20 protein-coding genes are annotated in these 22779 nt (G+C 67.2%); 15 read left to right on the top strand and 5 right to left on the bottom strand.

Going from position 1 to position 22779, the window contains the following annotated elements; translation table 11 throughout:
• Nucleotides 1–195 precede the first annotated feature (195 nt).
• Nucleotides 196–612: a hypothetical protein gene (locus tag ACX12D_RS26270; RefSeq protein WP_459376365.1), complete on the top strand. Its 417-nt coding sequence runs from the start codon at nucleotides 196–198 to the stop codon at nucleotides 610–612.
• A 206-nt stretch (nucleotides 613–818) separates the two neighbouring features.
• On the opposite strand, the gene ACX12D_RS26265 is transcribed toward ACX12D_RS26270, so the two are convergent.
• A complete protein-coding gene (locus ACX12D_RS26265) occupies nucleotides 819–1409 on the bottom strand; it encodes a phasin family protein (RefSeq protein WP_459376364.1) in 591 nt (196 codons plus the stop codon).
• Nucleotides 1410–1622: 213 nt separating this feature from the next.
• Nucleotides 1623–2651, bottom strand: coding sequence for a Bug family tripartite tricarboxylate transporter substrate binding protein (locus tag ACX12D_RS26260; RefSeq protein WP_459376363.1), 1029 nt, complete (start codon nucleotides 2649–2651; stop codon nucleotides 1623–1625).
• Between the two features lie 245 nt (nucleotides 2652–2896).
• Between ACX12D_RS26260 and ACX12D_RS26255 the strand changes: the two genes are divergently transcribed.
• The 3 genes from ACX12D_RS26255 to ACX12D_RS26245 all read left to right on the top strand — a co-directional run bounded on the left by ACX12D_RS26255 (nucleotide 2897) and on the right by ACX12D_RS26245 (nucleotide 7251).
• Complete coding sequence (locus ACX12D_RS26255; protein ID WP_459376362.1) at nucleotides 2897–4696, top strand: IlvD/Edd family dehydratase; 1800 nt, start codon at nucleotides 2897–2899, stop codon at nucleotides 4694–4696.
• A 58-nt stretch (nucleotides 4697–4754) separates the two neighbouring features.
• On the top strand, nucleotides 4755–5429 hold the full coding sequence (locus ACX12D_RS26250; protein WP_459376361.1) for a GntR family transcriptional regulator: 675 nt from the start codon (nucleotides 4755–4757) through the stop codon (nucleotides 5427–5429).
• A 250-nt stretch (nucleotides 5430–5679) separates the two neighbouring features.
• Entirely contained in the window at nucleotides 5680–7251 is a 1572-nt protein-coding gene (locus ACX12D_RS26245) for a sensor domain-containing diguanylate cyclase (RefSeq protein WP_459376529.1), read from the top strand.
• A gap of 52 nt (nucleotides 7252–7303) precedes the next feature.
• Here ACX12D_RS26245 and ACX12D_RS26240 read toward each other — a convergent pair whose 3' ends face one another.
• Nucleotides 7304–9436, bottom strand: coding sequence for a cation:proton antiporter (locus tag ACX12D_RS26240; RefSeq protein ID WP_459376360.1), 2133 nt, complete (start codon nucleotides 9434–9436; stop codon nucleotides 7304–7306).
• A 206-nt stretch (nucleotides 9437–9642) separates the two neighbouring features.
• Nucleotides 9643–10569 (bottom strand): LysR family transcriptional regulator, encoded by a 927-nt coding sequence (locus tag ACX12D_RS26235; RefSeq protein ID WP_441637784.1) that lies wholly within the window; start codon nucleotides 10567–10569, stop codon nucleotides 9643–9645.
• Between the two features lie 202 nt (nucleotides 10570–10771).
• Here ACX12D_RS26235 and ACX12D_RS26230 point away from each other — a divergent pair, with 202 nt between their 5' ends.
• Together ACX12D_RS26230 and ACX12D_RS26225 are read left to right on the top strand one after the other, a co-directional pair.
• On the top strand, nucleotides 10772–11743 hold the full coding sequence (locus tag ACX12D_RS26230) for a 3-hydroxyacyl-CoA dehydrogenase family protein (RefSeq protein ID WP_459376359.1): 972 nt from the start codon (nucleotides 10772–10774) through the stop codon (nucleotides 11741–11743).
• Between the two features lie 37 nt (nucleotides 11744–11780).
• Nucleotides 11781–12623, top strand: coding sequence for a beta-keto acid cleavage family enzyme (locus tag ACX12D_RS26225; protein WP_459376358.1), 843 nt, complete (start codon nucleotides 11781–11783; stop codon nucleotides 12621–12623).
• A gap of 23 nt (nucleotides 12624–12646) precedes the next feature.
• Here the strand turns inward: ACX12D_RS26225 and ACX12D_RS26220 are convergent, their stop codons facing one another.
• Nucleotides 12647–12913, bottom strand: coding sequence for a hypothetical protein (locus ACX12D_RS26220; RefSeq protein WP_441637678.1), 267 nt, complete (start codon nucleotides 12911–12913; stop codon nucleotides 12647–12649).
• A 489-nt stretch (nucleotides 12914–13402) separates the two neighbouring features.
• Here ACX12D_RS26220 and ACX12D_RS26215 point away from each other — a divergent pair, with 489 nt between their 5' ends.
• The 9 genes from ACX12D_RS26215 to ACX12D_RS26175 all read left to right on the top strand — a co-directional run bounded on the left by ACX12D_RS26215 (nucleotide 13403) and on the right by ACX12D_RS26175 (nucleotide 22778).
• Nucleotides 13403–14068, top strand: coding sequence for a CDP-alcohol phosphatidyltransferase family protein (locus ACX12D_RS26215; protein ID WP_459376528.1), 666 nt, complete (start codon nucleotides 13403–13405; stop codon nucleotides 14066–14068).
• 6 nt (nucleotides 14069–14074) lie between these two features.
• Nucleotides 14075–15865 carry a bifunctional alpha/beta hydrolase/class I SAM-dependent methyltransferase gene (locus ACX12D_RS26210; protein WP_441637682.1) on the top strand — a complete coding sequence of 597 codons (1791 nt, stop codon included), beginning with the start codon at nucleotides 14075–14077 and terminating at the stop codon, nucleotides 15863–15865.
• On the top strand, nucleotides 15865–17286 hold the full coding sequence (locus tag ACX12D_RS26205; RefSeq protein ID WP_459376527.1) for a phosphatase PAP2/dual specificity phosphatase family protein: 1422 nt from the start codon (nucleotides 15865–15867) through the stop codon (nucleotides 17284–17286). Before ACX12D_RS26210 ends, ACX12D_RS26205 begins: the two co-directional genes overlap by 1 nt.
• On the top strand, nucleotides 17267–17737 hold the full coding sequence (locus ACX12D_RS26200; RefSeq protein WP_459376357.1) for a hypothetical protein: 471 nt from the start codon (nucleotides 17267–17269) through the stop codon (nucleotides 17735–17737). The genes ACX12D_RS26205 and ACX12D_RS26200 overlap by 20 nt, the downstream gene beginning before the upstream one ends.
• A gap of 6 nt (nucleotides 17738–17743) precedes the next feature.
• Nucleotides 17744–18370 (top strand): lysophospholipid acyltransferase family protein, encoded by a 627-nt coding sequence (locus ACX12D_RS26195; RefSeq protein ID WP_459376356.1) that lies wholly within the window; start codon nucleotides 17744–17746, stop codon nucleotides 18368–18370.
• Between the two features lie 6 nt (nucleotides 18371–18376).
• Complete coding sequence (locus ACX12D_RS26190) at nucleotides 18377–19339, top strand: phosphatidate cytidylyltransferase (protein WP_441637688.1); 963 nt, start codon at nucleotides 18377–18379, stop codon at nucleotides 19337–19339.
• 78 nt (nucleotides 19340–19417) lie between these two features.
• On the top strand, nucleotides 19418–20827 hold the full coding sequence (locus ACX12D_RS26185; protein ID WP_459376355.1) for a saccharopine dehydrogenase C-terminal domain-containing protein: 1410 nt from the start codon (nucleotides 19418–19420) through the stop codon (nucleotides 20825–20827).
• Nucleotides 20824–21996, top strand: coding sequence for a glutathionylspermidine synthase family protein (locus tag ACX12D_RS26180; RefSeq protein WP_459376354.1), 1173 nt, complete (start codon nucleotides 20824–20826; stop codon nucleotides 21994–21996). The genes ACX12D_RS26185 and ACX12D_RS26180 overlap by 4 nt, the downstream gene beginning before the upstream one ends.
• A gap of 26 nt (nucleotides 21997–22022) precedes the next feature.
• On the top strand, nucleotides 22023–22778 hold the full coding sequence (locus ACX12D_RS26175) for a hypothetical protein (RefSeq protein WP_459376353.1): 756 nt from the start codon (nucleotides 22023–22025) through the stop codon (nucleotides 22776–22778).
• The last annotated feature ends 1 nt before the right edge of the window (nucleotide 22779 follow it).

Here is a 22779-nt window from a genome sequence, read left to right as displayed (position 1 = left end):
GCGGGGTTCCCTGTGTCGGGTCCCGATGCCTATGCTAGAGGTAGCGGTGCATCGCTTCGGCTGACGTGGCGGTCGGCGCTGTAGTCGGGTGTCCCGTGCAAAACAGCACGATGCCCGGCGCTCGCCAGTGCCGGAACATACGATCCGGCGCGGGCGGTTCGTGCGATTCGCGCTGGCAGTCGAATAGGAGGAAACATGAGAACGCTGGGCTTGCTGTTCGCCACCACGTTGGCGATGGCGTCGCCGCTGCACGCAGTCGCAGCGGGTTGTCAATATGACATGCAGTGCAAAGGTGAGCGGATCTGCCAGAATGGCCGGTGCATGTCTCCGGATGACGACGACCAGAGCGTCGACCAGCCCGCCAAGCCGCCAGTCTCTCGCATTGCTCCCGCGCCAACTCCCGCCGCCAGTCAGACGCCGGCGTCCTCCCGCATGGCGAAGAGCGCGCCGCCGGCAACGCCCATCCCGGGCGAGCCGCGCTTTTGCTGCACGGTAGCGGGCAGGCTCAAGCCATATAACAACGCCGCCTTCGACTCCGACACCATCGTTGGCGACGCTTGCCAGGGCATGACCAACTCGGGCAAGCCTGTGCCCGGCACCGCCTGCCAATGACGTCGCCAAGCGCGTTGCGCAAGCGCTGATTCAGACGCATCGAATCAGCGCTTTCTCGCTACGCGAGGAGGACAGCGCCGCAGGGGAATTCCACTTCGGGCTGGTTGCCATTGAAACGCCGCCACGCCAGTTCGCGCCACCCGCTCAAGGCGGGCACCGCGGTTGCTGCTGGCGGACGTGACCGGCAAGGGCCGCCTGAGCCGGGTTTATTCGGCTGGCTTGGCCGGCGCCACGACCGGCTCCACGACTGGCTTCACAATCGGCTCCGCGACCGGCTCCACAACGTCGGCTGGTGCCGCCAGCAGCGCGGTCTTGCGTGGCGCGGCTTCGGCGATTGCCTCCGGCAGCGGCTTGCCGGCTGGCAGGTAGGCCGCAACCCAGCCTGTCATCGCCGCGCCCATGGCGGGCAGCCCGTTGCCGTACTCCGGCAGGAAATCCCGGCCCATCAGGCACCATTGAAACGGGTCCTGGCCGCCGATCGTGGCGAAATGGCGTTGAACGTTGTCGGAAAAATCCGCATTCGCGCCAAACACGATCTCGATCAGGCTGTGGGTGTAGGCGGCAACGTGCTGCGCCATCACGTCGGCCAGCTCGGGCCGGAACGTGGTGAAGCTGAACGGTTGCGCGGCCGCCTCGCGCAAGTAGTCGGTGCCTTCGGCAATGAGCGTCTTTGCCGTTTGCAGGTTCAGCGCACCGATCTTCTGCGCCACCTGCGCCCAGGGGCTTGCCAGGCCAAAATCGATAACGGGGTAAGGCAGAGGCGCCTCGACGTGTTCAGCGTGAGAGAGGGTAGCCATGAGCGTCTCCGATAGTTCATGACGAGGCAACGCGTCCGAAGGGATTTCGTCGGTGGCAATCGTCACTTGCTGCGCCGCAGCATTGCGCTAGTCATCATAGGCGCAATCGTCAGGGTGTCAAGGCGCGCGACGACAGGCGCCCACCCCGTCACATCAGGGCGGGGCGGGCAACCTGCAATCCGGGATCCGGGATCCCAGGGGCTGCGGGGCGGCTTACTCGGGCTTGACGCCCGCTTCCCGGATCACCGCGGTCCACTTCGCCAGCTCGGATTTGATGCGGGCCTGGGTCTGCGCCGGCGTGGTCCAGGTGGCGATGGCGCCTTGCTTGAGCAGGGAGGCCTTCACGTCGGGCTCGGCCAGGATCTTCTTGAGCTCGGCGTTGAGCCGGTCCACCACCGGCGCCGGGGTGCCGGCCGGGGCCACGATGCCAAACATGGAGTTGACCTCGAAGTCCTTCAGGCCCGCTTCATTGGCAGTTGGCACGTCGGGCAGCGCCGCCACGCGCTCGCTGGTGGTAACGGCCAGCGCGCGGATCTTGCCGCCCTTTACGTAGGACTGCGCCGCCGGCACGGTCTCGACCATGCTGAGCACTTGCCCGCCGATCAGGTCGGTCATGGCGGGGCCGCTGCCTTTGTAAGGCACGTGCAGCATGTCCACGCCGGCCATGCGCTTGAACATCTCGCCGGCCAGATGCTGGGGCGAGCCATTGCCGGCGGAGGCAAAGGTGATCGCGCCAGGGGAAGCCTTTGCCAGCGCGATCAACTGCGGCAGGCTGTTGGCCTTGACGCTGGGATTGACCACGAACACAAGCGGCACGGTACCCACGATGGCCACCGGCGCAAAGCTCTTCTCGATGTCGTAGGAGACGCGGTTCTTGTACAGCGCCGCGTTGATCGCGTGGCTGGTCAACGCACCCATCAGCAGGGTATAGCCGTCGGCGGGCGACTTGGCGACCAGCTCCGCGCCGATATTGCCGGCGGCGCCGGCCCGGTTGTCGACCACGACCTGCTGGCCCAACGCGGTGGACAGGTGCTGCGCCAGGGTGCGGCCGATGACGTCGGTGGCGCCACCCGGCGGGTAGGGTACGACCAGGCGGATCGGCTTGGTCGGATAGTCGGCGGCAGCGGCCAGGCCGGGGAAGGCGGCCGTGCCTGCCAGCATGGCGCCGGCGAGCGCGGAGAGGATCAGATGGCGCCTGGGTGCGGAAACGCGCGTCCGCGCGTGGCGTCGAATGCCGGTCATAGGGGAATCTCCTGCGCCGGGTTGGTATGGATGGGAAGGCACAGCAAGGCTGTGCAGCGCGGGACGCCCGGCTCGTCGCTACGGCAGAGTGTAGGGGGCGTCTCTTGATTGAAGAATCAGAAGTTTTCTATCGACTGATCTGAATTTTCAATCAAAGGTGCGGGGCCGAATTTTCCATTGCGGCGCAGCGGCAAGGCCAGATATGATGCCTGTCTCGATTATCAATAATATTATTGGAGATATGCATGGCCGGCTCCCACGATTCCCCCAAGGACCCTTCCGCCTCGGCACAGGCCGGCCAAGACCCCTTCGAACCGGCGCAGGATGCCGAGAGCGGCCTGGGCAAGGGCCTGACCAACTATGGCGACAAAGGCTTCTCGCTGTTCCTGCGCAAGGCCTTTATCAAGGGCGCGGGCTATACCGACGACGCGCTGTCGCGGCCGGTGATCGGCATCGTCAACACCAACAGCAGCTACAACCCCTGCCACGGCAACGCGCCGCAACTGGTGGAAGCCGTCAAGCGCGGCGTCATGCTGGCGGGCGGCCTGCCGGTAGACTTTCCCACCATCTCCGTGCATGAGAGCTTCTCGGCGCCCACCAGCATGTACCTGCGCAACCTCATGTCGATGGACACCGAGGAAATGATCCGCGCGCAGCCCATGGACGCCGTGGTGCTGATCGGAGGCTGCGACAAGACCGTGCCCGCGCAACTGATGGGCGCGGCCTCGGCCGGCGTGCCGGCGATCCAGCTGGTCACCGGCTCCATGCTGACCGGCTCGCATCGCGGCGAGCGCGTGGGCGCCTGCACCGATTGCCGCCGCTACTGGGGCCGCTACCGTGCCGAGGAGATCGATGCGCCCGAGATTGCCGACGTGAACAACCAGCTGGTAGCCAGCGTGGGCACCTGCTCGGTGATGGGCACGGCCAGCACCATGGCCTGCCTGACCGAAGCGCTCGGCATGATGGTGGCCGGTGGCGCATCGGCCCCGGCGGTTACCGCCGACCGCGTGCGGGTGGCCGAGCGCACCGGCACCACTGCCGTGGCCATGGCCCGCTCCGGCCTGACGCCGGACCGCATCCTCACCGGCCGCGCGATCGAGAATGCCATCCGCGTGCTGCTGGCCATTGGCGGCTCCACCAACGGCATCGTGCACCTGACCGCCATCGCCGGGCGCCTGGGCATCGACATCGACCTGGCCGGGCTGGACCGGATGAGCCGCGAGACCCCCGTGCTGGTGGACCTGAAGCCCTCCGGCCAGCATTACATGGAGGACTTCCACGCGGCCGGCGGCATGCCCGCGCTGCTGCGCGAGCTGCGCCCGCTGCTGCACCTGGACACGCTGACGGTTTCAGGCCGCACGCTGGGCGAGGAGCTCGACGCTGCGCCCGCGCCGTTCGCGCAGGATGTGATTCGCCCGTTCGACGCGCCGATCTATCCGGTGGGTGGCCTGGCCGTGCTGCGCGGCAACCTGGCTCCGGGCGGCGCCATCATCAAGCAATCCGCCGCCGATCCTGTGCTGATGGAGCATGAAGGACGCGCCGTGGTGTTCGAGGATGCCGAGGACATGGCGCTGCGCATCGACGACGACGCGCTGGATGTGAAAGCCGACGACATCCTCGTGCTCAAGCGCATCGGTCCGACCGGCGCGCCCGGCATGCCCGAGGCCGGCTATATGCCGATTCCCAGGAAGCTGGCGCGTGCCGGCGTGAAGGATATGGTGCGCATCTCGGACGGCCGGATGAGCGGGACCGCGGCCGGCACCATCGTGCTGCACGTGACGCCGGAAGCCGCCATCGGTGGCCCGCTGGCGCACGTGCGCAACGGTGACCGCATCCGCCTGTCGGTGGCGCGGCGCGAAATTTCCCTGCTGATCGACGACGCGGAACTGGCCCGCCGCGCGGCCGAGCACGAAGTGGTGCGGCCTACCGCCGAGCGCGGCTATCGCAAGTTGTTCCTGGCCACGGTGACGCAGGCCGACCAGGGCGTGGATTTCGATTTTCTGCGCGCCGCGCGGACCAGCGAAACCGTGCCGCGCAAGTCCTGAGCGTCCTGTCATGGATCGGTCAACCCGTGCAGGAACGCGCGCACAAGCGACGCATAGCATGCAGGACGATACCGCCGGCGGCGCCCAAGCCATGCTGGCCGCCGCCGCGATCCTTGAGGAAGACATCGTCTTTGGCTTGCTGAGTCCGCGCGAGCGGCTGGTCGAAGACGACCTGATGGCGCGCTTCAACCTGAAGCGCCATGTGGTGCGCCAGTTGCTCGTCACGCTCGAAGGCATGGGCGTGGTCGAGCGCAAGCGCAACGTCGGCGCGGTGGTGCGCGCCTTTCCGGCGCGCGAGGTGATGGAGCTGTACGCACTGCGCGAAGTGCTGGAAACGCACGCCGCCAGCCTGATCGCGCTGCCGGTGCCCGCGGCGCGGCTACAGGCGCTGGTGGCCGTGCAGCAGGAGCACGATGTTGCGGTGGCCGCAGGCGATGCGCGCGCGGTGTTTCGCATCAACCAGCGCTTTCACCGGGAGTTGTTCGCCCTGGTCGACAATGCGGTGCTGCGGCAGGCCATCGAGGAATACGCGCGCCGCGCCCATCCGATCCGCTTTGGGTCGCTGGCTGCAGCGGGCTATCGCGAGCGTGCCAGGCAGGAACACTGGGCCATGATCGAGGCCTTGCGCGAGGGCCGGCGCGAGGATCTTGTCGCACTATGCCGTAGCCATCTGCTGCCCTCGCGTGACGCATACCTCGCGGCAGAACGGGAGCGTGCCGGAGGGCCTGCTTAGTACATTACATTATTTGTCTCCCGGGCATGGTTAATGGAAATATTGGGGAAATCAATACGCCAGTCGAGGGGAAACTTGAAATCCCTTTCCCAATCCTTAACCGCGCGGGCTGGCATTTGCGCGTTGCGGCAGGAATATTAGCCGGTGGACCGTGCTAAAATCGGTCCCTTCCGAAGATTCTGAAGATTGTCGGCCTGCAAAAGAGATGTCAGCGCAACCGTGTAAGCCGCTTCCGGAGCGCTCGCCCAAAATAGGGCTAGGTGGTCTGATCCTGTTCCTGGCCTTGGGATCGGTCCTGCTGACGATGGCCAATGCGCTGTACTCCAGTTACCGCGTGCAGCGTGACTTGCTGATCCGGAATACGCTGGAAGCCAACCGTGTCTATGCGGCCAAGCTGGCACAGTCCACGGGAGCCCATCTTGAAAGCACCATGCAGCAACTGGCATACAGCGCCAGTTTGCTGGCTGCGGCCATGGATGATCCGACTCGTGTGGACGAGGAGGCCGAGCGCTTGCGCTTGCAGACCAGGAGCCTGAACTCGGTGGCCATCGTCCGCCGGGACGGCATGGTGCTATCCGTGTCGCCAGCGGCCTTGCGCCGGGCCGGACAGAGCGTGAAGACCGATTGGGGGCGCGCGCTCCTGACCACCCGCACCCCGGAGATCAGCGAGCCCTTTAAGACCTCCGGCGGGCGGCTGATTATCTTTATTTCCCATCCCATCATTAATGCGGAAGGGCGGCTGCTTGGTTATGTCGGGGGCACGATTTACCTGAATGCCAAGAACCTGCTGCATGAGATTCTCGATAACCATTATTATCGGGATAGCTCTTATGTCTATGTGGTGGACCGTAAAGGCACCGTGATATTTCATCCGGACGACGCCCATGTTGGCAAGTCGATCTTCAAGAATTCAGTCGTGCTGGCGGTAACCAGCGGCGCAGCGGGCGCGCAGCAGATAGTGAACCAGTACGGTGTCGAGATGCTCGCAGGCTATGCGCCGGTCGCGTCCACCGGGTGGGGCATCGTGGCGCAGAGATCCACGCAAGCCACGCTGGCCGATCTGAATGACCTGGTGCTGGTGACGTTCGGCAACAGCATTCCCTTCCTGCTCCTGTCGCTGGTCTTTATCTGGTGGTTTTCCCGCTGGATCTCGCGGCCGCTGGGGCAGTTGGCCGATGACGCCCGGATGGGGACCACGCCCGACGGGATGGAGCGGATCGAGCGGATCCAGGCCAGGTATGTCGAAGCCGATCGTCTCAAGAAAGCGCTGCTGCGGGGCATGAGCCTGACCAGCAGCAAGCTGGACCGGCTTAACCATGAATCCATCACCGACGCACTGACGGGTTTGCGTAATCGCCGCGGGCTGGGCAACGCGCTCAGCCTGTACGAGCTTGGCGGGCAGTCCTTTGCCGTCATCACGCTCGACGTGGACCACTTCAAGTCGATCAATGACCGCTACGGGCACGATGTCGGCGACGAGGTGCTGGTGCATATCGCTAGCCTGATGCGGGCCGGTTCCCGGGGTGGCGACATGACATGCCGCAACGGCGGGGAGGAGTTCGTTATCTTGCTGCCCGGCACGACCGTGGACAATGCGTTCCTGATTGCGGAGCGTTTGCGCGAGGCTGTGCAAAAGACGCCGAACCCCACCGGTGGGGTCGTGACGGTTTCGCTTGGCATCGCGCATTTTCCTTCGTCGGCGGAGGAGGTTGGCGAAGTGCTGAAAAAGTCGGATATCGCGCTCTATCAGGCCAAGCGCAACGGACGCAACAACACGGTCCGGTACCAGCCGGAGCCGGAGGTTCAGGCGGACTCACCCTGATCGCGCTGGCAGCGGCGCCTGGCGCGATCCGTTGCGCGAAGCACGGCGCCCCTCATTCGCGGGACGACGACTCCGTTGCTGGCACCGGGTGCGCAGACATCGCGCTGCGCAGCGGCGGACGCGCCAGGTTGGCCCGCCACGCGCGCTGGATCACTTGCGCGATCTGGTTGTAGGCCTGGCTGGAGATGACTTTCTCCTCGCGCATGGCCTCCAGCGAACGCTGGCCCTTGCGCAGGGCAAACAGCATCAGCAGGCGCTTTTCCAGCGCCACCGTGTAGCCGCCGAACTGCGCGCGCATCTCATCCAGGCCACCGCCGGCCGATTTGACGCGCTCCTCCAGCACGCCGTCCAGCAGGGTTGCCATGCGCGCGCCGAACACCGGCGTGAGCAGCGAGCGGTTGTACTGGCGCAGCCGCTCCAGCACCGTCTGGCGGCAAACCAGCAGCTCGAAGCGGTCGGCCAGCGCGTGGGCCAGCGGCCGGTCGATCGACAGGCGCCGGTGCAGGAAGAGCGCCACGCGGTAGCCGCGCTGGTAATCCAGGATATGCCGGGCGGCGCGGTTGTAGCCCAGGCGGCCATGCTCGCGCGCGGCGTCGATCATCAGCGTGGTGTTGCGCATCATGGCGTCGAGATTGGCGACCGAGATCACGCCGTTGCCGTACTCCGGGATCAGTTCGCGCTCGCGCGTGGCCAGCGTGACCAGGCCAATGGTGACGCGGTCGCGCTCGGATAGCGCGGTGTCGAAATCGAACGCCAGCGCGCCCAGCTCGATCTCGCGCCGGTAGCGCTGCGCCACCTCGCGCGCTGCCGCGGGAGGCAGGTCGAAGGTCTGCGCGATGTGGTCGAGCGTGGTTTCGACCTCCTCGGTGGAGAGCTGGATGGCCTGCTGCTGCAATGCCCGGTCCTGGGCGGTGAGCTGGTCCAGCCCGAGCCGGTGGATCAGCCCGCGCAGGGTGGTGCCGTTCAGCAGCAGGCTGACCAGCACGAATCCGGTGGCCAGGATGGCGATGAAGTGCCGTGCCTCGTACGGCAGCGCCTCGTTTTCGGCAATGCCCAGCGCCAGCACCAGCGTCACCGCGCCGCGCAGGCCGCCCCACGCAATGGCCAGCTTGTAGGCATTGCTGATCGGCGCGCTGACCTTCAGCCAGGAGAGCAGCGGCAGCAGGCCGAACAGCGTGAGCAGGCGCGCCCCCAGCGCGGCCACTACCAGTGCCAGCAGCAGCAAGCCGTGATGCACGGTCACCCCGGCCAGCAAGGACGGCACGCGCACCGCCGCCAGCAAGAACACGACGGCCCCCGTGATGCCGGCGTACTGCTCCCAGATCATGCGCATGTGGTTCCAGTTGCGCGGGCTCAGCCGGGTGGGCCCGAGCGCGCTCACCACAAGGCCGGCGCATACCACGGCCACCACCCCGGACACGCCGAGCAGCTGGTCGGCTAGCAGGTAGAGCGGATAGGGCAGCGCCAGCGTCAGCGCGCCCTCGGCCATGGCCAGCCCGGCCAGGCGCGGCAGCAGGTCGGCCAGCAGGCGTCCGGCGATCGCGCCGCACAGTACGCCGCCCACGAACGACCAGGCCAGTTCCCGTGCGCCAGCGGCCAGCGTGGCCTCGGCGCCATGGCCGGTCAGCATGGCCACCAGCACGCCGGCAATGGCAATGGCGGCGGCATCGTTGAGCAGGCTCTCGCCTTCGACCAGCCGGATCAGCCGGCCGGGTGCGCCGACATCGCGGAAGATGGCGATCACCGCGGCCGGGTCGGTGGTGGCGACCACCGCGCCCAGCAGCAGGCACACTACCAGGCTGGCGCCGCTGACCAGCGTGGTGACCAGCCCGATCACGCCCGTGGCCACGATCACCGCGACGATGGCCAGCAGCAGGATCGGCGCGGCGTCCGGCAGCATGCTGCGCACATCGGCGGTCAGCGCGGCGTGGAACAGCAAAGGCGGCAGGAAGATCCACAGATAGGCCTCGGGCGGGAGCGCCGGGTCGATCAGGGGATGGAGGAAATGCAAGGCGAACTGCGGGAAGGCGGCGTCGATGGCCACATAGCCCGCGCCGATGGCGATGCCGATGGCCGAGAGCAGCGTGGACTCAGGCAATGCCAGCTTGGCGGCGGCGACCTGCACCACGGCCACGATGGCCAGCAGCGCGCCCGCCAGGATGAGCACGTCGACGACGATATTCAAGCGCGCCTCCGTTGCGGGGCGCGGGCCGGCCCGGGTTGTACTGTGGGCGACGACTGTGTCACTCGGGGATCCTCAGGCTTAGTTGGCTATGGCTGTGGCTATGGCTGCCGGCTCCGAACATACCGCGATATCGCGCGCGCCTTCAAGCCTCGTGCGCTTTGTCCGCCGCATTGCACACCGCTTCGCGCGATCCCGTTCCCGCTCGCTCATGCCGGATCGGCCACGCCGCCGCCAGCTTGGGCCAGGTGGGCGCGCAGCACGCCGACCAGCGCCGCCGCCGCGGGCGACAGGCTGCGGTTGCGTGCCGTCACCAGCCCGATCGAGCGCTCCGTCACCGGCGCGGTGAGCAAGCGCTCGACAATGCCGGCCTGGCGCACCGTGCCGGCCGCGATCTCAGGCAGCGCCGCCACGCCGAAGCCGCATTCGACCATGGCCGCGATGGTGGCCAGGTGCTCGGCCTCGAACACCGGCTGGAAGCGGATACGGTTCTGCAGGAAGGCCCATTCGGCGTACTGGCGCACGCTGCTGGGGTGCGTCATGGAAACATGGGCGGCGTCCACCGTATCGGCCCAACGCACCGGCCCCTTGCCGTGGGCCAGCGGGTGCTCGCTGGGAATCAGCAGCACAAAGCGGTCGGACATCATGGGGTCGTAGTGCAGGTCCGCCTGCTGCGGGTCGGCCGCGGTCAGCGCGAAGTCCACCTCGCCCGCCCGCACCAGGTCGAAGGCCGGGCCGGAGAGCGTGTCGAAGACCTTGAGCGTGACCTTGGGATGCTCCCGCCGGTAGGCCATCAGCACGCGCGGCAGCAGGCGGGCGGCCAGCGAGGGCAGGGCGGCCACCGCAACATGGCCGCGCTCGGCGCTGGCAATGCCGCTCACGGCGTCGATGGCGTCCCGGAAGGCGGCCTGCAGGATCGCAGCCTGCTGCATGAAGACTTCGCCTGCCGCGGTTAGCCGCACGGTGCGGGTGGTGCGATCGAACAGCCGCACACCGAGGGATTCCTCGATGCGCAGGATCTGGGTGGACAGCGCCGATTGCGACAGGTGCAACTGCCCTGCTGCCTGGCGGAAGTTCAGGGTGCGGCCGAGCACCAGGGTGGTCTCGACATCGCGCATCGACAGGTTGATTTTCACGGCACGAATGGCGGATTGATCTTGATTGTCGATCATTTTATCCAGAAAATCTGATTCATCAATCAAAGCGGCTTGTCTACACTCATGGTCAATCCCGCTGAACCCGGGCCATGACGCGGCGCAGGCGATGTTTTCGCCATATTTCATGGCAAACACGGGTTCAACCGCCCAACGACAACACCAGATAGTTCAAAGGAACGCCATGCCCGACGCCGCCCACTTTTCGCTAGCCACGCCTGGCACCGCACACGCCGTGGTGGTAGGCGGCGGCACCATGGGCGCCGACGTGGCCGTGGTGCTCACCCGTGCGCACTGCCGCACCACCGTCGTGGAGCCGGATACGCAGCGCGCGGAGGCAGTCGCCGCAAGGGTAGCCGCCAATCTCGCCGCGATCGGCCCGGCGGCCGAGGTTGGCCTCGCGGGATTGTCGGTAGCCGCAGGGCTCGACGCGGTTGACTGGAGCACGGTCGACCTGGTGATCGAGTGCATCCCCGAGCGGCTCGACATCAAGCGCGCGCTGTTCGCCGACCTGGCCCAGCGCGCCCGCCCGGATGCCATCCTCGCCAGCAATAGCTCGAGTTTCCCGATCAGCGCCATCGGCGCGGGCCTGTCCACCCGCGAGCGCATGCTCGGCCTGCATTTCTTCATGCCCGCGCACCTGGTGCCGCTGGTGGAGGTGGTGCTGGGCGAGGGCAGCGCCGAAGCCGGCGCCGACGCCTTGATCGCTTTCATGCGCCGTTGCGGCATGGTGCCGGTCAAGGTGAAGAAGGACCTGCCGGGATTTCTCGCCAACCGCCTGCAGCACGCGCTGTCGCGCGAAGCCTTCGACCTGATCGACCGCGGCATCGCCTCGCCCGAGGATGTGGATGCGGCGGTGCGCTTTGGCTTCGGCTTTCGTTTCCTGGCCGCTGGGCCGGTCATGCAGCGCGACCACGCCGGCATCGACGTGCACGCGGCGGCCGGGGCTACCATGTATCCCACGTTCAACAACGCGGCGGAGCCGGCCCGGTGCCTGACCGAGCGCGCGTCGGACGGCCGCCACGGCATGAAGAGCGGCGAAGGCTTTTACCAGTGGACGCCGCAGACCATCGCCGCGGAACGCGAGCGCTATGATCGGCTGCTGCGCGCGGGGCTCGACCTGATCGCGCCGGAGCTGCCCAAGATCGAACCCTGAACCTCACCAGATCCACAAGATTCTTTAGAAGCGCACCATGAGTGAACACACCTTGCTGGCGGATTCGCCACTGATCATTACCGTCGCGCCCAACGGCGCCTACAAGACCGCCAAGGACCACCAGGCCGTGCCGCTGACCGCTGCCGCGCTGGCGGCCGACGCGCGGGCCTGCCTGGAAGCCGGCGCGGCCATGATGCACATGCACGTGCGCCAGCCCGACGGCCGCCATTCTCTGGATCCGCAGATTTATCGCGAAGCGCTTGCCGTGGTGAAGCAGGAAGTGGGCGACGCCTTGCTGGTCCAGGTGACCAGCGAAGCCGCCGGCATTTACCACGCGGCCGAGCAGATCGCCATGGTGCGCGAGCTGCGCCCGGAGGCAGTTTCCATCGGACTGCGCGAGATCGCCGTGCCTGACATTCCCGAGGCCGAGCTGGCCGATTTCCTGGCCTGGCTGGCGCGCGAGCGGGTGATGACGCAGATCATCCTGTACGACGCGGCCGACGTGGCGCGCTGGCAAGCGCTGCGCGCGCGCGGGCTGGTGCCGCCGGGCGCATGGTCGGTGCTGTTTGTGCTGGGCCGGTATTCGGCGGGGCAGGTATCGTCGCCGCGCGACCTGCTGCCGTTCCTGCAGGTCTATGACGGCGCGCTGCCGTGGGCAATCTGCGCCTTCGGGCGCGAGGAGAATGCCTGCGTGACCACGGCCGCCGCGTTTGGCGGGCACGTGCGGGTGGGCTTCGAGAACAACCTGAAGCTGCGCGACGGCAGCACCGCGCCAGGCAACGCGGCACTCGTCGGGCAGGCGGCCGAAGGCGCGCGCACGCTTGGGCGCCCGCTAGCTTCGGCCAACGAAGCCAGGCAAATCTACAGCGAGATCCGCTGATCGGCGGCGCTCAGCGCCGGTGCTCATGCGCCGTCGCTGAACGAGTCGCGGGTGCCGTTGCGCGCGCCGTCTGTGAACGGGTCCCGCGTGCCGGTGCGTGCGCCGTCGGTGAACGGGTCGCGCGGGCCGAGCTTGCTGGCGCCCTGGGTGTAGACGTCCCGAGCCTGGCCGGTGGCCGCGCCATCGAGATACGGGTCCACGCTGCGCGGGGCGGCGCTGGCGAGGCTGGCGACACCGCCAAGGGTGGCGGCCAGCGCAGTGGCGAGCAGGGCTTGCTTGAGAGTACGCATCGTTTTTTCTCCGAGGATTCGAGGGGCGGGCGATCTCTTTCGATCGACCGTGCTGGCAGTCTAAGAAACAGGCACCCACGACAACATGACCGGCACATGACAATGCTGTCATGCAGCAGGCGTTGCCTCGGCGGCATTCCTTGTCCGCCGCCACTTGATTTCGGCAAGGTCCAACGCCTTCGAAGTTCGCGCAACTTCTTCCCCTGAGGCCCCAACTTTTGCCAACTGGCATGACTCGCCAATCCTGGCGGGCAACTTGGCCCGACACGCCCAAACTGTGTCGAAAATGTGCCAAAAATCTCATAACTTCTTAATGATTGGCGAAAACGCGCAATCAAGCTATGCTTCCCCGATTGTCGGGCGTGCAGCACACCATCCGGCCGTCAAAGGCGGCTGCAGGGAGACTGGGCAACGGGTCCGGCATGGCCAGTGGCCGCGGGCGCGGATACCATGGCCGAAAATGACATAAGGCCTGAAAAGGTCGTGAACATGACGCTTTACCAGATCAAACCGAAGTTCCAGGCCCTTCTGCGGCCCTTGGTGAAGCGCCTCGCCGCGCGCGGCGTCACCGCCAACCAGGTCACGCTGGCGGCCGCTGGCGGGTCATTGGTGGTGGGGGCGCTGGTGGCCGCGCTGGCCTGGCTGCCGGGCGTCTTCCTGCTGATGCCGCTCTGGCTGTTCGTGCGCATGGCGCTCAACGCCATCGACGGCATGCTGGCCCGCGAGCACGGGCAGCAAAGCGTGCTGGGCGCCTATCTCAATGAACTTGGGGACATCGTCTCCGATATCGCGCTGATCCTGCCGTTCGCCCTCGTTGCACCGTTTGGTGCCGGCGAGATCATGGTGTTTGCGCTGCTGGCCGTCATCGTCGAGTGCGCTGGCCTGATCGGGCCGCTGGCCGGTGCCAGCCGCCGCTACGATGGCCCCCTGGGCAAGAGCGACCGGGCCCTGGTGATGGGCGCGCTGGGCTTGTGGACCGGCCTCGGGCTGAGCCTGGCGCACGCCGCTCACTGGCTGTGGGTGCTGTTGTCGCTGCTGTCGTTGCTGACCATCGCCAACCGGGTGCGCCGCGGCGTGGCCGAGGGCGAGCAGGCACGCCAGGCCCGTGCCCAGGCAGCCCCGCACGTCAATTCGTCTTCCCAACCCGTGGAGTGATACTACGTGGATAGTCAAACCGGCCGTACCGCTGTCGAGTCACAGTTCGAAACCCACGATGGCCAGTCGCTGTTCTATCGCCACTGGCCTGCGGCGCCTGCCACCGGCCAGGCGCCGCAGGGCGCCGTTGTGCTGTTTCACCGCGGGCACGAGCACTCGGGCCGCATCGCCCACCTGGTCGATGAGCTGGGCTTGCCCGGCCACGCCTTTTTCGCCTGGGACGCGCGCGGCCACGGCCGTTCGCCGGGCGAGCGCGGCTATAGCCCCAGCCTGGCCACGTCGGTGCGCGATATCCAGACGTTCATCGACCACATCGCCACCGAGCACGGCATTCCTGTCGAGCGCATCGCCGTGGTCGCGCAGAGCGTGGGCGCTGTCCTGGCATCAACATGGGTGCACGACTACGCGCCGCGGATCCGCGCCCTTGTGCTGGCTTCGCCGGCGTTCAAGGTCAAGCTCTACGTGCCGCTGGCGCGGCCGGGCCTCAAGCTCATGCACAAGCTGCGGGGCAAGTTCTTCGTCAACAGCTACGTCAAGGCCAGGTTCCTCACGCACGATCCCGACCGTATCGCCAGTTACCAGCAAGATCCGCTGATTACGCGCCCGATTGCCGTCAATATCCTGCTGGATCTCTACGAGACGGCCGATCGCATCGTGGCCGATGCGGCCGCCATCACCGTGCCCACGCAGTTGCTGATCTCCGGCGCGGACTGGGTGGTGCATCGCGGCCCGCAGGATGCGTTCTATGAGCGGCTGGGCTCCAGCGTCAAGGAGCGCATCGTGCTGGACGGCTTCTACCACGACACCCTGGGCGAGCGCGACCGCGCGCAGGCCGTGGCGGCGGCGCGGCGCTTTATCGTGCGCGAGTTCGAGACGCCATCGGCGCCGGTCTCCTTGCTGAACGCCGATCGCGGCGGCGCCTTCAAGGATGAGTCCGACCGGCTGGCGCAGCCGCTGTCCCCGGCCAGCCCGGCAGGCATTTACTGGGGCCTGACGCGCGCTGGCCTGAAGTTCGGCGGCTTGCTGTCCGACGGGGTGCGGCTCGGGCACAAGACCGGTTTCGATTCTGGCTCCACGCTCGACTACGTCTACTGCAACAAGGCGCAGGGGCGGTTTGGCGTCGGCTCGATGGTCGACCGCAACTACCTGGACGCGATCGGCTGGCGGGGCATCCGCCAGCGCAAGGTGAACATCGAGGAACTGCTTGGCGTCGCGATCGGCAGCCTGCGCGCCGCCGGCGTGCCGGTGCGCATCGTCGATATCGCCGCGGGCCATGGCCGCTACGTGCTGGAGGCGCTGGCAGCCAAGGGCATCAACGGAGCGGCCGCGCAACAGGTGCAGAGCATCCTGCTGCGCGACTACAGCGATATCAACGTGCAACAGGGCCGCGCGCTGATCCGCAGCAAGGGCCTGTCCGACATTGCCCGCTTCGAGAAGGGCGACGCCTTCGACGGCGACGATCTCGCCGCGCTCGATCCGGCCCCCACGCTGGCCATCGTCTCAGGCCTGTATGAGCTGTTCGGCGACAACGGCATGGTGTCTCGTTCGCTTGGCGGCCTGTCGCGGGCGGTGGCGCCGGGCGGCTACCTCGTCTATACCGGGCAGCCCTGGCACCCGCAGCTCGAGTTCATCGCGCGTGCGCTCACCAGCCATCGCGCAGGCTCGGCCTGGGTGATGCGGCGCCGCTCGCAGGCGGAGATGGATGAGCTGGTCCGGCAAGCCGGCTTCGAGAAGATCGCGCAGCGCATCGACCCGTGGGGCATCTTCACGGTCAGCCTGGCGCGCAGGGTCGCGTGATGCTGCGCCGGCAGGCCGAAGGCGGGGCCGCAGACGTGGCCGCAGGGGAGCCGGGCGCTGCCGAGGCTCGCCCCTGGGGCCTTGCCCTGGTCCTGCTGGCCGGCATGGGCGCCTTGTTTTTCTCGTCCTATGGGCTGGCCAACTGGCTGGCGAGCCAGCGTGCCGAGGTCCCGTTCTTCTACTTTGAATGGGAGCGGCACATTCCCTTTGTGCCCTGGAGCATCGTGCCGTACTGGTCGATCGACCTGCTCTACGGCCTGTCCTTTTTCCTCTGGCGCACGCGCGCCGAGCTGCTCGTCCATGCCAAGCGCTTGCTGGCGGCGCAACTGATCTCGGTTGCCTGCTTCATTGCCTTTCCGCTGCGTTTCGCCTTCGATCGCCCGCAGGCCGACGGCGTGCCCGGCCACCTCTTCACGCTGCTGGGCGGCTTCGACAAGCCGTTCAACCAGGCGCCGTCACTACACATCAGCCTGCTGGTGATCCTGTGGGTGGCCTATGCCATGCACGCGCGCGGCGCCTGGCGCTGGCTGCTGCACGGCTGGTTTGCGCTGATCGGCGTGTCGGTGCTGACCACTTACCAGCACCATGTCATCGACGTGCCCACCGGCTGGCTGGTGGGCTGGTTCTGCGTTTTCCTGTTTCCCTTCGGGACGGGGCAGGGCAATGCGGTGCCCGCTGCCCGCGTGCGCACGCGGCAACTGGCCGGGCGTTACGCCATGGGCGCACTGGCCGTCGGGGCGCTAGCGCTGGCGCTGTTGCCCGCCTCGGCCCTCGCCGCGTTGCTGCTGGGCTGGCTGGCCCTGTCGCTGGCTTGCGTCGCGGCGATCTACCGGCGAGGCGTTCCGGCCATGTTCCAGAAGCGGCACGACGGCACCATGCCGATGGCGGCGCGCTGGGTGCTGGCGCCCTACCTGCTGGGCGCGCTGGCCAACTCACGCTGGTGGACACGCCGCCAGCCCGGCGCCAGCCAGATCGTGCCTGGCCTCTGGGTCGGCCGCTTCCCCGGCGGCGCCGAACTGCGCCGCCTCGGGGCCGATGCCGTGCTCGACCTGACCGCCGAGCTGCCGCGGCTGGCGGATGCCGCCTGGTACCGCTGCGTGCCGGTGCTGGACCTGACCGTGCCCGCGCCGGCGCAGCTGGACGAAGCGGTGGCCGTGCTCGAAGCCTGGCATCGCGATGGCCGCAAGGTGCTTGTATGCTGCGCGCTGGGTTATTCGCGCAGCGCGCTGGTGGCTGCCGCATGGCTCGCCGGCCACGCCGGCGCGCGCGACGCCGGGCAGGCGCTGGCCCTGCTGCGCAAGGGGCGTCCGGCCGTGGTGCTGGGCCCGGATAGCGTGGCGGCGCTGTCGCAGTTCATCCGCCGCCGGCAGGCGGCCGCACAGGCTTCAGGGGGAGCAGGCCATGTCGGTTCCGATGCATGACGACCATCACCTGGATGCCGCCGCCGGGCACTGGATGGCGCAGGCCGCGGTGGGTGGCCTCGATGGCGCGGGCCGCGTGCTCTGGGCCGGGCTGGTGCTGGCACTCATCAACCTGCTGCTGGCCGGTACTTTGTCGCCGGCGGGGCAGGTCTATCTGGTCCTTGGTATCGTGGCGGCGCTGCTTGGCGCGGTCCAGTTGTGGCTGCTGATCCGCGTGGCGATCGACAGCCGCTTGTTTGCGGCGCTTGCCGATGCCTTGCGCATTGTCGATCCAGTCTCGACGCTGGCCTCGCTGGACCAGGCGCTGGTGCTGCTCGGATGGGCGGCTCCCGAGGCCGGCGGGCGATCCCTGGCGCAGCGCGCTCGCGGCGCCTTGCGCTTTCTCCACTGGGCCGCGGGACTCGCCGCCCTGCAATTGCTGGTGGCCTTGCTGCTACTGCTGCTGAGATAACACACGATGTGGATTTCCAAACTGGTGGCGCGCGCCATCATCCTGTTCGCGCGCTTGCTGACCGGCATGCAGGCACGCTGGAACGGCTGCATGCCCGCTGCGGCGCAGCGTATCTATTTCGCCAACCACAGCAGCCACGGCGACTTCGTGCTGATCTGGGGCTGCCTGCCGCCGGACTTGCGCTCGCTAACGCGGCCCGTGGCCGGCGCGGATTACTGGAACAAATCGGCGTTGCGCCGCTTTATCGGCAAGGATGTATTCAACGCGCTGCTGATCGATCGCACCCGCGCCGAGCCGGGCAGCGATCCCGTGGCCCTGATGCAGCAGGCGGTGCGCAAGGGCGACTCGCTGATCCTGTTTCCCGAGGGCACGCGCAATACCACCGACGAACGGCTCCTGCCCTTCAAGAGCGGCATCTACCACCTGGCGAAGATTTGCGGACAGATCGAATTCGTGCCCGTGTGGATCGACAACCTCAACCGCGTGATGCCCAAGGGCGAGATCGTGCCGGTGCCGCTGCTGTGCACCGTGACCTTCGGCAAGCCGCTGACCCTGGGCGCGGAAGAAGCCAAGGATGACTTCCTGGCGCGCTGCCGGGATGGCCTGTTGACACTGGCGCCCGCGCTGGACTAAGAACCCATGACCTTTCCTCACCTGACCATGATGCATGAGACCTGGCTGCTGTTCGGCGGCGTGCTGGGCGTACTCGTGCTGGCTTCCACGGTGACCGCGCTGCTGCGCTGGCGCGTGGCCCGGGGCGGCCCGCACGCGGTCATCGACAACCTTGCCGCGCGCGTATCGGCATGGTGGTGGATGATCGGCGTGCTGGGGGTAGCGTTCGCGATGGGGCGCACCGCCATCATCGTGCTGTTCTACCTGCTGTCGTTCTTCGCCTTGCGCGAGTTCATCACCATCACCACCACGCGGCGGGGGGACCATCGCGCCATCGTCGCCGCCTTCTTTGTCTTCCTGCCGCTGCAATACGTGCTGGTGTACACCGGCTGGTACGGGCTGTTTTCCATCTTCATCCCGGTCTACGCTTTCCTGATCCTGCCCATACTCTCAGCGCTGTCTGCGGAGACCACGCGCTTTCTGGAGCGTTGCGCGGGGGTGCAGTGGGCGGTGATGATCTGCGTGTTCTGCGTGTCGCATGTGCCGGCGTTGCTGACCTTGCCGATTCCCGGCTTCGAGGATCGCAACCTGTTGCTGATCGCATTCCTGGTGATCGTGGTGCAGGGCAGCGACGTGCTGCAGTACGTGTGGGGCAAGCTGCTAGGCAAGACCAAGATCGCGCCGCTGCTGTCGCCATCCAAGACTGTGGAAGGCTTTATCGGCGGCGTGGCCAGCGCCACCGCGCTGGGCGCCTCGCTTTGGTGGATCACGCCGTATGGCTCGCCCTGGAAGGCGGGGCTGATCGCGCTGGTGATTGCCTTGATGGGCTTCCTGGGCGGGCTGGTGATGTCGGCCATCAAGCGCGACCGCAATATCAAGGATTGGGGCCAGATGATCCAGGGCCACGGCGGCATGCTGGACCGGCTGGATTCGGTGGTGTTCGCCGCGCCAATCTTCTTTCACATCACGCGGTACTGGTGGGTGCCCTGAGCGGCTCCATCGTTTTCGTCGCTATTTTTCTTGAATTTTGCCGGTCCAGCCCGCGCGTTGGCCCGGCGCGTTGTCATCATGTCTAGCAAGCGCATCGAGCATATCGTCATTGTCGGTTTCGGCTGCATCGGCCAGGCCATCCTGCCTTTGCTGGCGCAGGCGCACCCGGAAGCGGCGGTTACGGTTGTCGACCGGGCCATGGACGCCCACCGCCTGGCGCTGGCCCGGCAATACTGCGCCACGCCGCTGCATGCCACGGTGGCGCCGGACAACTTTGCGCGGGTGCTGAGTCCGCTGCTGGGAGCGCAAACCTGCCTGCTTAACCTGGCGCCCGCCGTGTGCAGCCGCGACCTGATCGCGCTGGCGCAGGCGCACCACGCGCTCTACCTGGATAGCGGCATCGAGCCATGGGACTACGAAGACGGCGCAGCCTCATCTCATCTGAGCAACTACGCCCTGCGCAGCGAGATGCTGGCGTTTGCCCGCGGCCGCGAGCGGATGTCCACCGCGCTGGTTGCCCACGGCGCCAATCCCGGGTTGGTCTCGCTACTGGTCAAGGCCGCCTTGCTGAAACTCGCGCGGCACGCCGGCGTGCCAGACACCCCACCGCAGGACCAGGCTGGCTGGGCCCGGCTCGCGCGCCGGCTCGACGTGCGCGTGATCCAGGTGGCGGAGCACGACAGCCAGTGCGCGCCGGGCTATCCGGCGCACGGCGAATTCGCCAATACGTGGTCGGCCGATGGCTTCATCACGGAATGCCTGCAGGACGCCGAACTGGGCTGGGGCAGCCACGAGCCCGCGCTGCCTGCCGGTGGCCGCCGCCATGGCTACGGCAGCGATGCGGCGATCGTGCTGGACCGGCCCGGACACCGCACCCGTGTGCGCTCATGGTCCGCGCTGCACGGTCCGTTCGATGCCTACCTGATCACGCACAACGAATCGATCTCGATCGCCGAGTACCTTAGCTGTGCCACGCCCGGCGAGCCGCATTACCGGCCCACGGCCTACTACGCCTACCGCCCCACCCGCGCCACGATGGCATCGATGCAGTGGCTGGGCGAGCGCGACGCCAGCCGCATTGCCAGCCACCGCATCCTCAAGGACGAGATCGTCGATGGCGTGGATGAGCTTGGCGTGCTGCTGATGAGCGGGCGCCATGGCGCGGTGTGGCACGGCTCGCAGCTCGACATCCACCGGGCACGCGCGCTGGCGCCGCACAACTCCGCCACCAGCCTGCAGGTGGCCTCCAGCATCGTCGCCGCGATGCGCTGGGCGCAGGCCAATCCGGCGCGCGGCGTGACCGAGTCCGATGCCATGGATCACCACGTGGTGCTGGAGCACGCAGCCGGCTGGTGGGCGCCGCTCGTCACGCGCTTCACCGACTGGACGCCCAGGCCGGGTCGTCGCTCGCTGGCCTTCGACGAATTCCTCATTACCGCATCCGCACCGGCGCCAACGCCGAGTGCCGCGGAGATCGCCCTGCCATGAAACGCATTGCCCAGACCCCGCGTGCCGACTGGCCGCAGCAGCTTGAGCGCATCGGTTTTCACTTCCACTCGCTCGACGAGCAAAACCTGCCGCGCCAGGTGGATCGCAACACGTTCTTCTATTGGCGCGAGGACGTCGCCTACGAGTTCGAGGCGCAGGAGATCGAGGCGCTGTATGCCGCCGCGCTCGATCTGAACCAGCGCTGCCTGGAAGCCGTGCAGCACGTGATCGACCACGACCTGTTTGCGCGGCTCGCCATTGCCCCGGATTTTGCCGAGCTGATCCGCACCTCCTGGGACCGCGACGAGCCAACGCTGTTCGGCCGCTTCGACATGACCATGGACGCGCTTGGCGTGCCCAAGATGTACGAGTTCAACGCCGATACCCCCACCTCGCTGATCGAATCGAGCCTGGCGCAATGGTTCTGGAAGGAGGCGGTGCGGCCGGATGCCGATCAGTTCAACAGCCTGCACGAAGCGCTGGTGTCGCGCTGGCGATGGCTGCGCCGCCACTATCGCGACGCCAAGGTCCTGCATTTCGCCTGCATGTTCGACAGCCAGGAGGATGTCTGCAATGTTGAGTACCTGATGGACACGGCGCTGCAGGCCGGGTGGTCGGTCAAGCTGGCCGACCTGGAGCAGGTTGGCTCCGATGGGCGCGGCGGCTTCTACGATGGCGACGACCAGCCGATGGAGCTGGTCTTCAAGCTCTACCCGTGGGAATGGATGGCCACTTCCGACTATCGTACGGAGCTGGCGGGCAGCGCGGTGCGATGGGTGGAGCCACCCTGGAAGGCCGTGCTCTCCAACAAGGCCATCCTGCCGATCCTGTGGGACCTGTTCCCCGGCCATCCGAATTTGCTCGAGGCCTCGTTTCGCGAAGCCACCTTTGCCGGGCGCTCTTACGCCAAGAAGCCGTTCCTGTCGCGCGAGGGCGAGAGCGTGGCGCTGGTGACCCCACAGGGGCGTTTCGAGAATCCCGGTGAGTACGGCGAGGAAGGCTTTATCTATCAGGCTTACGCGCCCGCGCAGCGCTTTGACGATCGCTACACCACGCTCGGCGTATGGCTGGTCGACGACGTGCCCAGCGGCCTGTGCGTGCGCGAGGAACTGGGACCGATCGCCAAGAACACCAGCTTCTTCGTCCCGCATTATTTTCAGCACGCCTGATCCGGAGAAAGGAGAAACGCAGCGCAATGGCCAAGAAGAAAGGCAAGAAGGGCGGCCAGCCGTCAAAGTACGATAGTCCCTACCAGCCGCGGGCAAGCGGCTCCAGCCAGTCCGCATGGTCCGGCCGGCCCGCGCTCGCCGCCCGCGGCCGGCGCAAGTCCCGCTCGCCGGCGCTGTGGCTGATCGGCGCTTGCGCGCTGGCGGCTGGCGTGGCGGTGATCGGCTCATGCAGCGACGATGGCGACGACGAGGCCGTGACCGTGCGGCGCGCCAGCTATGCCTCGCAAGCCGATTGCGTGGCCGACTGGAATGCGCCCGAGGATTGCGAAGGCGTGCCGGTCGACAACATCTACGCCTCCAGCCTGGCGGATACGGCCGGCAGCGATGGCAGCGGCGCCAGCACGAGCAGCGGCGGCCATGGCGGTGGCTACTATGGCGGGTATCACGGCGGCATGGCCCGCTGGTACGGGCCGTACTACACCGAGTCCGGCACCGTCTACCACCCGGACGGCACGCAGACCCGGCGCGACATGTCGAGCGGCAATTCGCGGCCCATGGGGGTCTATGACAGCAATGGCAACCTGACCCGCGTGAGCCAGGCGCCGGGCACGCCGCATGCGACGATGGTCGAGGAGGCCACGCTGAGCCGCGGCAGTCTGGGGCGTGGCGCGAGCGGCGGCATGTCGATGCGCGCGGCCGCTGTCAGCCGGGCGCCTGCAGTGTCCTCGCGCGGCGGCTTTACCAGCCGCTTTGGCGGGTCTGGGCGCTCCGGCGGCGGCTAAG

This window comes from Cupriavidus sp. PET2-C1 (assembly GCF_054515855.1).
This window is presented reverse-complemented; position numbering and strand designations above follow the sequence as displayed.